The following is a 13990-nucleotide window of genomic DNA, read 5'->3' as shown; positions in this document are numbered from 1 at the left end:
TATGCAGTATTTGCCCAGTGGGCGGCATCGGGACGGCACACACTGTGCCTTACCGGTGCCGCCGTGTGTTGTCAGTTCGTGCTGTTGTCGGCTCGTGCGCAGTCAGTTGGAGGAAGCCTAGATGTCCGTCGGAATACCTGGACCACAGTCGCTGACGATCGAGGATCTCCCGAGACTGATCGCAGCGGTTGCCGAGGTGGAACCGGGCCGGCGCGCACTTGCCCACGGCGATACGGATATCAGCTACGAACGTCTACACAGCGAGCTCACAACCCTCGACGCAGCGATGGGCGGCGCGTTGGGGGCCGACGCGCTCGTCCCCGTTGTCATCTCCACCGTGTTACCTGAGCTGATCGCATCCCAAGACGGCGGACTCGGTGGCGTCGTGGACGCCTTGATTGCCGATGCCACGTCTGTGGTTGCCGTCGACGAGCCGACCGTTGTCGAGACAACCCTGGTGAGTCTGTTCGACGAGCAGGTGTCGCGAACCCCGGACGCGATCGCACTCCGGTTCGGCGACACGTCGCTGACGTATGCCGAATTCGACGGCCGCGCCAATCAGCTCGCCCGCGAACTGGTCCGACGTGGGGTCGGGCCGGACACACTGGTCGGTCTCGGTATCCGGCGGTCCGTGGAACTGCTGGTGGCGATGTACGCGATCGTGAAGGCGGGCGGCGCGTATGTGCCACTCGATCCCGATCATCCAGCCGAACGCGTGGCCTACGTCCTCGATGTCGCGGCGCCGGTCCTGGTGCTGACGGTGTCCACTGACGAGCTGACCCTCCCGGATGGTGTTTCCGTCCTCGAGATGGATACGACCGATGTGTCGGTTCATTCCGCCGAGCCGCTCGCCGATACCGACCGGCGCTCACCGCTGCGCGCTGACAACCTCGCGTACGTCATCTTCACCTCCGGCTCCACCGGGCGTCCCAAGGGCGTCGGGGTTGCCCACGGTGCGATCGTCGCCAACCTCGCGTGGCGCCAGGACGAGTACGCCTTCACCGCCGCGGATGTAATCTTTCAGAAGACACCCTTCACGTTCGACGTGTCGGTGTGGGAGTTCTTCTGGCCGTTGCAGATCGGTGCATCGCTTGTCATCGCGGAGCCGGACGGACATCGTGATCCCGCGTATGTCGCCCGCACCATGATCGAGTACGGCGTCACGGTCGTTCACTTCGTGCCGTCGATGCTGGCTGTCTTTGTCGCCGAACCCACGGTTTCCGAGATCACCACTCTCCGTTACGTTTTTGCGTCCGGCGAAGCGCTTCCGGCGCAGACGGCGGCGCGTCTGCGCGACGTCAGTTCGGCTGCGCTGCACAATCTTTACGGTCCGACCGAAGCTGCCGTCGACGTCACCTACTACGCCACCGGCGAACAGGACGAGGTGGCCGTTCCGATCGGGCGCGCGGTAGCCGGCACCGAACTACTGGTGCTCGACGACGCCCTGCGGGCGGTTCCTCCCGGAGTCCCCGGCGAGTTGTACCTTGCCGGTGTCCAATTGGCGCGCGGCTATGTCGCCCGTCCTGATCTCTCGGCCGATCGGTTTGTTGCGCATCCCACCGAGGCCGGTGCTCGTATGTACCGGACCGGCGACCTCGTTCGCTGGCGCGGGCTTGGTGCTCAGCGACTCCTCGAGTACATCGGCCGCACCGACTTTCAGGTGAAACTGCGCGGGCTGCGCATCGAACTCGGCGAGATCGAATCCGCACTTCTCGACAACGCTGCAATCGCGCAGGCGGCTGTTCTCGTCCATTCCGACGCGACTCTTGGTGACAACCTCGTGGCGTACGTGGTTCCCGCGCTAGGTGTTTTACTCGACACCGACGCTCTTGCAGATGAATTGGGCGGGCGCCTGCCGGACTACATGGTCCCGTCGCTGTTTGTCGAACTCGAGGCATTTCCGCTCAACGCCAGCGGCAAGCTGGATCGCAAGGCTCTGCCGGCACCCGAGTTCACAGCGCAGGTTGTCGAATACCGCGCACCGAGCACCCCGGTCGAGAAGACGTTGGTCGCGATCTTTGCCGACTTGCTCGGCCGCGACGATCTCGGCATCGACGACGGATTCTTCGACCTCGGTGGTAACTCGCTCCTCGCAACCCGGGTCGTGGCACGCGCCAACGCCGAACTCGGCGTGGAACTCGACATGCGAGCTTTCTTCGATGCTCCGACCGTATCCGAATTAGCCTCTCTGGTAGTCGATTCTGCCGGTGGCGGTACCAGAGCTCCGCTGGTTGCTCAGGAGCGTCCGGCACAGATACCGCTGTCGCTGGCACAGCAGCGCATGTGGTTCCTCAATCGGTTCGATTCCACGTCAGCCGTCGATCACATTCCAGTGGCACTCCGGCTGACCGGCGCCCTCGACGTCGAGGCACTACGCGCCGCTATCACCGATCTGGTCGAGCGCCATGAGAGCCTGCGCACCGTCTACCCCGAAATCGACGGTGTCGGATACCAACAGGTTCTCGCCGCGTCGGACGTCGTGCTGGACGTGACACCGGTTGTAGTCCCGGAATCCGACCTGATCGGCCGTGTCACTGCCGTTGTCACCGAGGGCTTCGACGTCACGACGCAGGTTCCCTTGCGGGCCAGCCTGTTCCAGGTCGCAGACTCGGAATACGTCCTCGTCTTTGTGGTTCACCACATCAGTGGCGACGGTTTCTCGATGGGGCCGTTGGTCCGCGACGTTGTGAGTGCGTACGCAGCTCGATCGCAGGGTTCAGCGCCCGATTTTGCTCCTTTGGGGGTCCAGTACGCGGACTTCACGCTGTGGCAGCGGTCGGTTCTCGGTGACGAGAGCGACCCGGAATCGTTGATTTCGCGGCAGATCGACTACTGGACGCATCAGTTGGCAGGGATGCCGGAACTGCTCGAACTTCCGACAGACCGCCCGCGCCCTGCTGTAGCAACCAACCGTGGTGCGTCGCACCAGTTCTCGATCGAGAAGAACTTGCTCGTCCGGCTCGAATCGTTGGCGCAGCAACACAAGGCTTCGGTCTTCATGGTGCTGCACAGCGCCATTGCCGTCCTGCTTGCCCGGTTGTCCGCTACATCGGATATCGCGATCGGTACGCCGGTCGCAGGTCGTGGCGATCGCGCTCTCGACGATGTGATCGGAATGTTCGTCAACACTCTGGTCCTGCGCACCGAGATCGACTCCGCGAGTTCGTTCGCGGACGTGCTGAAAGCCGCTCGCGCGACCGATCTTGATGCCTTCGGCCATACGGACGTTCCGTTCGAGCGCCTTGTCGAGGTCCTCGATCCCGCCCGCTCCCAGGCGCACAACCCTCTCTTCCAAGTCATGCTGGCGTTTCAGAACCTCGGCCAGAGTGAACACGGCGCTACCGATATCGGCGGGTTGACGGTCACGGGCGTCGAACTCGAATCCGCGGTGGCCAAGTTCGACCTCCAGTTCACCGTCTGGGAAGACCCCGAGCACGGCGGGCTGTCGATCATGATCGATTACGCCACAGATCTTTTCGATCCGTCGACCATCGATTCTGTTGCCTCACGGTTGGCGGCGCTCCTCGGCGTCGTCGCGGAAGATCCGGCCATCGTGGTCGGTGACATCGACCTGCTCACCGTCGACGAGCGCGAATTGGTGATCGGCACCTGGAATGCGACCGGCCATGAGGTGCCGGAGAAGACACTGGTCGACATGTTTGTCGAACAAGCGCATCGGACTCCGGACGCCACGGCACTCGTCTACGAGGACGAGCTGCTGACCTATCGCGATTTCTCGGCGCGTGTGCATCGACTCGCCCGGATGCTGGTGACGATGGGCGTCGGACCTGACACCTTGGTGGGCTTGGCAATCAGGCGGTCCATCGACTTGGTTGTCGCGATGTACGCGGTGATCGAAGCAGGCGGGGCCTATCTGCCGGTCGATCCCGATCAGCCCGCCGATCGCAACGAGTACGTTCTGGGGACGGCCGGACCGGTGTGCGTGCTGACCACCGATCGTGACGGTTTCACAGCGAGCACCACGGTTGTCTCGTTGGATTCGCTGGATACTTCCCAGTTCTCGGACGCAGCGCTTGTCGATACCGATCGGCTGGCGCCGCTGCGGCAGGACAACACGGCGTACGTGATCTTTACTTCCGGTTCGACCGGTAAGCCGAAGGGTGTTGCGGTTTCGCATCGGGCGATCGTGAATCGTTTGGTGTGGATGCAGGCGGAGTACGGGCTGACCGGCGATGATGTGGTGTTGCAGAAGACCCCGTTCACGTTCGACGTGTCGGTGTGGGAGTTCTTCTGGCCGTTGCAGGTTGGTGCCCGGTTGGCTGTTGCCGAGCCGGACGGACACCGTGACCCCGCCTACCTCGCGTCCGCCATTTCGGAGTACGGCGTCACCACCGCGCACTTTGTGCCGTCGATGCTCGACGTGTTTGTCGGAGAACCCTCGGTGGCGGCGTGTACTTCTTTGACCCGGGTGTTCGCCTCCGGTGAGGCGTTGACACCACAGGTGGCGTCAACGCTGCGGACGGTTCTTCCCGCTGCGCGCTTGCATAACCTGTACGGTCCGACCGAGGCCGCGGTCGACGTGACGTACCACGAGGTCACCGAATCCGACGTCGCAAGTGTGCCGATCGGTGCGCCGGTGTGGAACACCCGGGCGCTGGTGCTCGACTCGCGGTTGCATCCGGTGCCGGTCGGAGTTGCGGGGGAGTTGTACCTCGCCGGTGTTCAGCTTGCACGCGGCTACCTGGCGCGGCCCGATCTGAGCGCCGACCGGTTTGTCGCGGATCCTTTCTCCGGTAACGGGCAGCGGCTTTATCGCACGGGTGACCTGGTGCGGTGGAACAGTTTTGGTGAGATTGAGTACATCGGTCGAACGGATTTCCAGGTCAAGCTGCGCGGACTGCGCATCGAACTCGGTGAAATCGAATCGGCTCTACGCGATCACCCCGCGGTATCCGCGGCGGTAGTACTGGTTCGCAGCGACCAGTTGGTGGCGTATCTGACGCCGGCAGCGGGCGTCAGCCTCGACTGGGACGATATCGCCGATGCGTTGTCGCAGCGGTTGCCCGCATACATGATTCCGGCCTCTCATGTGGTGCTCGACAGCTTCCCACTGGGCTCCTCGGGCAAGCTCGACCGTGCGCAGTTGCCGGATCCAGTGGCTCGTAGTGCCGAGTTCCAGGCGCCGGTCACGGGTGCCGAAATTGCTGTGGCTCAGGTCTTCTCGGACCTTCTGGCAGTCGAGAAGGTGGGATTGGGTGACAATTTCTTTGCCCTGGGGGGTAACTCCCTCATGGCGACTCAGGTTGTTGCGCGGCTGGGACAGAGGCTCGACACCACCGTCGGTGTGCGGACCCTGTTCGACGCACCGACCGTCGGGGCACTTGCTGCCCGTATCGATGCGGGAACCACCACGGCAGCGCGGCCTCCGCTCACCGCGCAGGTCCGGTCGGAGCGTGTGCCGCTCTCGCTCGCGCAGCAACGCATGTGGTTCCTGAACCGCTTCGAACCGGGATCGAATGTCGACAACATCCCAGCCGCACTTCGGCTGACCGGGACACTCGATGTCGACGCGCTCCAGGACGCTCTCGACGATCTGGTGCGTCGTCACGAGAGCTTGCGAACTATTTACCCCGAGATCGACGGCGTCGGTTACCAGCAGGTTCTCGAACCCGCTCGTCTGATCAATCTTGCCCCGATCGACGTGGACGCCGATGATGTGGTGGCTCAGGTCGCCGCTGTGGTGGCGCCCGGGTTCGACGTGACCACCGAAGTGCCCATTCGCGTTTCGCTCTTGCGGATCACCGATTCCGAGTTCGTTCTCGTATTTGTCGTCCATCACATCAGTGGTGACGGATTCTCGATGCTTCCGTTGGTTCGGGACGTCGTCGCGGCATACGGTGCGCGATCGGCCGGAGCGGCGCCGCAGTGGGAACCACTTCCGGTGCAGTTTGCCGATTTTGCTTTGTGGCAACGCGAAGTCCTGGGCAGCGAGAGCGATCCGGACTCGGTGATTTCCGGGCAGTTCGACTATTGGCGAACACAATTGGCCGGTGTTCCGGATCAACTCGAGTTGCCGACGGATCGTCCGCGGCCCCGAATTGCAACCAATCAGGGTGCCTACCACGACTTCTCCGTTGATGCGGATTTGCTCGAGCGCTTGAACGCGGTCGCCCAGGCATCGAACGCCTCGCTGTTCATGGTTGTGCATTCTGCGCTTGCGCTGCTGCTCGCAAAGCTGTCGAGTTCCACCGACATCGTGATCGGCACTCCCGTTGCCGGACGCGGTGAGCAAGTGCTCGACAACGTCATCGGAATGTTCGTCAACACGTTGGTACTGCGAACCGATATCGATCCGGCGTCGACGGTCGCCGACCTGATCCACCGCGCCCGTGAAACCGATCTCGGCGCATTCGATCACGCGGACGTCCCGTTCGAGAGCCTTGTCGAGATCATCAACCCCGAACGGTCACAGGCCCGGAACCCGCTGTTCCAGGTCATGCTGACAATGCAGAACCTCGGTGGCTCTAGTCCGGAGTCGGCAGCGATGAACGGTGTTGCGGTGTCCGCCGTGGACATCGAATCGCCCGTCGCGAAGTTCGATCTCCAGCTGACGGTGAGCGAGGCGCCACAGGGCGGCCTTCTTGCGCAGTTCAACTATGCAACAGACCTTTTCGACGCAGCAACCGTGCAACTGTTTGCGCAGCGTTACGTCACGATTCTGCGCGCCCTGGCGGATGATACTTCTGCTGTCATCGGCGACATCGACGTATCGAGTGCCGACGAGCGTCAGCGGGTGCTCGTCGAATGGAACTCGACCGAGCGTCGTGTTCCCGACTCCACCCTGGTAGATCTCTTCGACGCCCAGGTGTCGGCAACACCGGATGCGCCGGCAATCACGTTCGACGCTACGACGCTGACATACGCGGAATTCGACGCCCGGATCAATCGTCTTGCACGCCATTTGATCTCGATCGGTGTCGGTCCCGATGCCATGGTGGGATTGTCGATGCGACGATCGCTCGACCTGCTTGTCGCGATGTACGCGATAGTGAAGGCAGGCGGCGCGTACGTTCCGATCGATCCGGATCAGCCGACCGAACGTAACGAGTACGTTCTTTCGACCGCGGCTCCGATCTGTGTCCTCACGACCTCGCTGGACCAATTCGAGACGTCGGTTTGCCCGGTTGTTCAGGTCGACACGATCGACCTGTCCGCTCACTCGGACGCTGCGATCTCCGATGCCGATCGCCTGGCACCGCTGCGGCCGGACAACACGGCGTACGTGATCTTTACTTCCGGTTCGACCGGTAAGCCGAAGGGTGTTGCGGTTTCGCATCGGGCGATCGTGAATCGTCTGGTGTGGATGCAGGCCGAGTACGGGCTGACCGGCGATGACGTTGTGTTGCAGAAGACGCCTTTCACGTTCGACGTGTCGGTGTGGGAGTTCTTCTGGCCGTTGCAGGTTGGCGCTCGGTTGATCGTTGCTGCAGTGGACGGACACCGGGAACCGGCATACCTCGCAGCTGCCATCGCGGAACACGGCGTCACCACTGTCCACTTCGTGCCCTCGATGCTCGAACTGTTTGTCGCAGAACCCGCAGTTCGCGGAGCGGATGCTCTGCGTCGGGTATTTGCCTCGGGCGAAGCGCTGCCACCGCAGGTTGCGCAGGAACTGTGCACACTCCTTCCGCAGGCTCGACTGCACAATCTGTACGGGCCTACCGAAGCGGCAGTCGACGTCACATTCCACGAGGTCACGCCATCGGATTCCGAGATCGTCCCGATCGGATCGCCGGTCTGGAACACTCGTGTCCTGGTGTTGGATTCGCGTCTGCGCCCGGTGCCGGTGGGTGTCTCGGGTGAGCTGTACCTGGCGGGAATCCAGTTGGCGCGCGGCTACGTCGGTCGGCCGGACCTCACGGCAGATCGTTTTGTCGCAGATCCGTACGGACCTTCCGGCAGTCGGCTGTATCGCACGGGTGACCTGGCGCGGTGGAAACGGTCGAGCGGAGCGAGGGGGGATGTTTCCAGCGTTGGTGAGATCGAATACATCGGGCGGACCGACTTCCAGGTCAAACTCCGCGGATTGCGGATCGAACTGGGCGAGATCGAGGCAGCATTGCGCGATCAGCCGTCCGTTGCGTCGGCTGCGGTGGCAGTGCGCAACGAACAATTGGTTGCCTACGTTGTGGGACACGCCGGCGCGGTAGTGGACTGGGCATCGGTCGAGACAGCACTGGCCGCACGACTGCCCGGTTACATGGTCCCGACGGCGCACGTTGTGCTCGAGGCATTCCCGCTGGGCACGTCCGGCAAGCTGGATCGAAAGCAGTTGCCCGATCCTGTTGCTCAGATCGCTGCCTTCCGTGAGCCACGGAGCGTGGCGGAGCTTGCGGTCGCGCGGATTTTCTCCGACCTGCTCGGCATCGAGCAGGTTGGCCTCGACGATGATTTCTTCTCGCTCGGCGGCAACTCGCTCATCGCGACTCAGGTCGTTGCGCGACTCGGCGAGGCGCTCGACACGACGGTTCCTGTTCGCCTGCTGTTCGACGCGTCCAGTGTGGAATCCTTTGCCTCGCTTATCGACTCGCAATCCGGTAAGGGCGCCCGCCCGCCGCTGGTGGCGCAGGAACGACCGGATCGTGTTCCGTTGTCGATTGCGCAGCAACGCATGTGGTTCCTCAACCGGTTCGACGCGTCCTCGGGTGTGGACAACATCCCGGTGGCCATCAGGCTGACCGGAGAGCTGGACATTGCGGCGATGCAGGCTGCGCTGGTGGACGTGTTCGAACGTCATGAGATTCTGCGAACGGTGTATCCCGAGATCGACGGCGTCGGTTATCAGCAACTGGTGGATGTGGACCGGATGGTTCCGGATCTGACGCCGGTTCGCATTCACGAATCCGTGGTTATCGATCGAGTTGCAGGCGTGATCCTTCCCGGATTCGACGTCACTCACGAGGCGTCGGTTCGAGCGCAATTGTTCGATTTGAGCCAGTCCGAGTACGTCCTCGTTTTTGTGATCCATCACATCAGCGGTGACGGCTTCTCGATGGGCCCGCTGATCCGCGACTTCGTCTCCGCGTATGTTGCACGGTCGCAAGGGCAGTCGCCGCAGTGGCAACCATTGCCGGTGCAGTACGCCGACTTTGCGTTGTGGCAGCGGCAGATCCTCGGCAGCGAGGACGATCCCGAATCGGTTATCTCCGAGCAGGTCACGTACTGGCAGGAACGCTTGGCCGGCATTCCGGACCAGTTGGATCTGCCGACGGATCGTCCGCGGCCGCGCATCGAATCGCACCGCGGAGCCGGATACGATTTCTCGATCGATGCCGAGCTCCGGGCGGGTCTCGATCGAGTGGCCCGTGAGGTCAATGCATCGCTCTTCATGGTGGTGCACAGCGCCCTGGCGGTCGTGCTCGCGAGGTTGTCCGGGACATCGGACATCGTGATCGGTACCCCGGCCGCCGGCCGTGGTGAACGTGCTCTCGACGATCTGATCGGTATGTTCGTCAATACCCTGGTGCTTCGCGCCGAGGTCGACCCCGAATCGTCGTTCGCAGACTTGGTCAGACATGTCCGGGAATCGGATCTCGGCGCGTTCTCGCACGCGGACGTCCCCTTCGAACGGCTCGTCGAGATTCTCAACCCCGAGCGATCTCAGGCCAGGCATGCGTTGTTCCAGGTCGGTCTGGCGTTCCAGAACCTGCAGCGATCGGTTCTGCAGTTGCAGGATCTGGACGTTGCCGACTTCGCGTTGCCGGACCTGCTGGCAAAGGTCGACCTGCAACTGACCTTGATCGAGTCCGAGTCGTCAGGCAACGGAGGACTGACTGCCCAGTTCACATACGCGACCGACCTGTTCGACGAGTCGACAATCGCATCCCTCGCGAACCGATTCCTCCGCGTTCTTAATGCTGCAGTAGTCGACTCGGCGCAGGTGGTCGGCGACATCGATATCATCGAAACATCCGAACACGCACAGATTCTCGACTGGTCACGGGGCAGTGACGAGGACCGGCTCGACGCGTCACCGATGACGTTGTTCGCGCAGTACGTCGACACCGATCCGTCGGCGTGCGCAGTGGTTGCCGGTGACGTCGAATTGTCCTACGGGGACCTCGATGCACTGTCCTCGGTCGCGGCCGCTCAACTCGTCGTCGCCGGCGTCCGTCCGGACGACGTTGTCGGCTTGATCCTGCCGAGGTCCTGGCAGTGGGTCGTAGCGATGGTGGCTGTGTGGAAAGCCGGTGCCGGCTATCTTCCGATCGACCCTGCTCTTCCGGAAGAACGGGTGAGCGCACTGCTCACCGATATCGCGGCACGGTGTGTGGTGGCGATCGAGACGCCCGACCTCGATCTCCCAGTGGTGCTGATCGGTGACGAGCACGTGGTCGCTGCCGACGCACCGGGTTGGGTCGATCGTTGGCGTGAGGACGGCGCGGATGCCCGAGTCGGCTACGTCATTTCGACGTCCGGTTCGACCGGGCGACCGAAGCCGACCGTCGTTCCGATGGCAGGTATAGCGAATACCGTTGCGTGGTATAACTCTTCGCTGCCAGCACGCGCCGGGGTTGCAGTGGCGTCGTCACCGAGTTTCGACCTCACGCAGAAGAACGTGTGGGGACCACTGACGAGTGGTGGAAGTGTGCACCTCGCACCCGCCGGCTTCGACCCGAGTGAGATCCTTCGTGTCATCGCAGACGAGCGAGTCACGACGGCAAACATGTCACCCAGTGCTTTCGACGCTCTGATCGATTCCGACGAAGACGACGTGCTGGCAAGCCTCGAGGTGGTGTTCCTCGGCGGAGAGCCGATACAGGTCAGCCGTCTGGGGCACCTGCTTTCGCGCGGAGTTCGAATCGTGAACAGCTACGGTCCCACCGAAGCGTCGGATGTGGTGTCGTTCCAACAGGCGACGGCAGCGGACACGCTTGGTGTTCCGATCGGCTCACCGGTGCCGAACATCGATCTCTATGTGCTGGATTCACGGTTGGGTCTCGTTCCGTCCGGAGTTGTCGGCGAGCTGTACGTCGGTGGTATCGGAGTCGGCCGTGGTTACGGCAACCGGTACGACCTGACGGCAGAACGGTTTGTTGCCAACCCCTTCGGGGCGGCCGGCGAGCGCATGTATCGAACCGGCGACCTCGTGCGCCGCAACACGGCCGGTGAGCTCGAGTACATCGGGCGCACGGATTTCCAGGTCAAGATCCGCGGTTTACGCATCGAGCTCGGTGAGATCGAATCTGCCTTGAACGCTGTGGATTCCGTCGGGACCGCCGTCGTCACAGTCCACGCTGATTCGGCGGTGGGCGACCGGTTGGTTGCCTATGTCGTTGGCGTCCCAGGCGCTGTGATCGTTCCGGAAATCCTGCGGGACGCTGTAGCGCAGCGTCTACCGGAGTACATGGTTCCGTCGGCGTTCATCGTCCTGGACTCGGTGCCGCTCAACGCGAACGGAAAGATCGACCGTCGGAGCCTGCCCGAGCCGGTGTTCGACACGGCGCAGTACCGCGAACCGCTCACCGTTGTCGAGAAGGCAGTTGCAGTTGTTTTTGCCGATCTTCTCGGCGTAGACCGAGTCGGACTCGACGACGATTTCTTTGCACTCGGCGGAAACTCGCTAATCGCGACGCGGCTCGCGGCCCGTCTCGGTCAGGCGCTCGATACCACCGTTCCGGTTCGGATGCTGTTCGACGCCACGACAGTTGAAGCACTGGCCCTGGCCATTGCGGCATCGGTAGGGTCGGGTCGACGAAAGTCGCTCGAAGCCGCCGAACGCCCGGACCGGTTGCCGCTGTCACTGGCGCAGCAACGAATGTGGCTTGTCAACCAGATGGACACGGCCGCAGGGACGTACAACATTCCGATGGCGCTGCGGTTGACCGGCGACCTCGACGTCGACGCATTGCGGGCAGCTCTGCGCGATGTCACCGACCGGCACGAGTCGCTCCGGACGTTCTATCCGGCAGACGACAACGGACCAACACAACGGATTCTCGACGTCGACGAGGCGCCGCAGTGCGCCGTCGTTGCCGTTGCCGACGCATCCGAGTTGTACTCACGCGTCGCCGCTGTGATGTCGACGGGATTCGACGTCTCCACAGAAGTACCTGTGCGGATGGAACTTCTGCACTGCGGGACCGGCGAGTACGTCTTTGCTCTTGTTGCACACCACATTGCCGCCGACGGTGAGTCGATGGCGCCGTTGGCGCGCGACATGATGATCGCGTACGAAGCCCGGACCCGAGGCAGCATTCCCGGGTGGAGTCCATTGACCGTGCAGTACGCGGACTTCGCGCTGTGGCAGCGTGACGTCGTGGGCACGGCCGACGAGATCGGTAGTGTCGCTGCCGCTCAACTCGAGTACTGGCGGGGCAAGCTTGCTGCGCTTCCCGCGATGGCCGGACTTCCGACGGATCGCCCACGTCCGAGTGCGGTGTCACCGGCAGCGGGTGCCGTCGAGTTCACCGTCAGTGAGCAGATCCACGCCCGGTTGGTAGAGATCGCCCGCGAACGGAATGCGACTGCCTTCATGGCAGTGCACGCCGCACTGGCCGTATTGGTTGCTCGCGTCGGGGCAACCAATGACTTTGCGATCGGTACCGCAGTAGGCGGGCGAGGGGAGCGTGCGCTCGACGATCTGGTCGGAATGTTCGTGAACACGCTTGCCTTGCGGACTCAGGTAGATACTGCAGCAAGTTTCGACGATCTGGTAGTTGCCGTGCGCGACGTGGATCTGGAGGCCTTCGGGAAGTCCGACCTCCCGTTCGAAGAAGTGTCCGAAGCGCTGGGTGCCTCGGCCGACGGACTCTTCCAGATCATCTTGTCGCTGGAACCCGCTGGCGGAGCCGAGTTCTCGCTGCCGGACTTGACGATCAGCGGAGTCGATTCACCTGTGGCGACCACGAAGTTCGACATGCAACTGACGCTCAGTAGCGCCGCGGACGGATACGGACTCTCCGGCGTCTGGATCTACTCGACTGATCTGTTCGACCAGGGAACCGTCGAATCGTTCGTGGAGCGGTTTGTTCGCGTACTCGAACAGGTCACCGACAACCCATCGAGGCCGGTCGGCGACATCGAATTGCTCACCGCAGCAGAGAAAGACGAGGCTCTCGGCGCTGCAGTTCAGTCCAGCGCTCCGAGTGGATCGAGCGCGGCCATCCTGCCCCAACTGCTGGCGTCGACAGTCGAGGCTGACCCCGAAGCTCCCGCCGTTGTGGTCGGCGACGAGGAAATCGACTATGCCGCAGTCGATTCACGTTCCTCGCAGCTTGCGCGTCTGCTCATCGACGGTGGCGTCGGTCCAGGAGACTTCGTGAGCCTCTCCGGCGTATCGGGAGCAGGCGAAGTAGTGGCGTGCTGGGCAATTGTCAAGACCGGGGCAGCGATTGCAGTCGGGCAGGCCGGAGAGGTTCCGGACTCTGTCGTGACGATCACGCCGGAAACACTCGACGCTGCGGTCGCAGAACCCACGCGTGCGATCAGTTACGCCGACCGCATTCGCCCGCTCACCGCTGACGACGTCGCATTCCAGGTGTTCGGAGACGGAGCCTGGGAGCAGACGTACGGGGAACTCACCGCAACCCTGTCGACCTGGAGCGAGAAGTACGCGGTTGATGTCGAGTCGCGAGTGCTGCAGACCGGCTCGATCGACGCGAGCGGACGGGTGCCCGCGATTCTGCTCGCTGCATCGGCGGGTGCTGCGTGGGTGGTGGCAGGTAGTGACATCGAATCGCTCGACGACCTGCTGGCCGACGAGTGGGTGACACACGCGGTGCTGTCGGTGGATGACGCTGCAAGCATCGATCGCAGCGAACTGCCGGATCTCGAACACGTCCTCGAGGAGCACAGCCCGCGCTCGTGGTGACCTCACGTACCGCGAGTGGTGGAACTCATATCCACTCGCGGTATGCGGCGCTCGGCAACTCCGCGGCTGTAACAATGGCACTCGGTTGCCGATGCATTGTGGGGAGCCGCAACGGGCGAGATGACCGTGAAAACAAGTATTACGCGAAGGTGAGTT

At 62.8% G+C, this 13990-nt stretch carries 1 protein-coding gene; it reads left to right on the top strand.

The window, feature by feature from the left end; translation table 11 throughout:
• Window positions 1-121: 121 nt before the first annotated feature.
• The gene (locus tag C7T36_RS03995; RefSeq protein WP_045070848.1) at window positions 122-13834 is read left to right on the top strand and encodes a non-ribosomal peptide synthetase; all 13713 of its coding nucleotides are present in this window, start codon (window positions 122-124) and stop codon (window positions 13832-13834) included.
• Window positions 13835-13990: the final 156 nt, after the last annotated feature.

It is taken from the genome of Rhodococcus sp. AD45-ID, assembly GCF_003023755.1.
GTDB lineage: Bacteria > Actinomycetota > Actinomycetes > Mycobacteriales > Mycobacteriaceae > Rhodococcus_F > Rhodococcus_F globerula.
The sequence above is the reverse complement of the archived record's forward strand: the minus strand, read 5'-3'. Positions and strand labels throughout refer to the sequence as shown.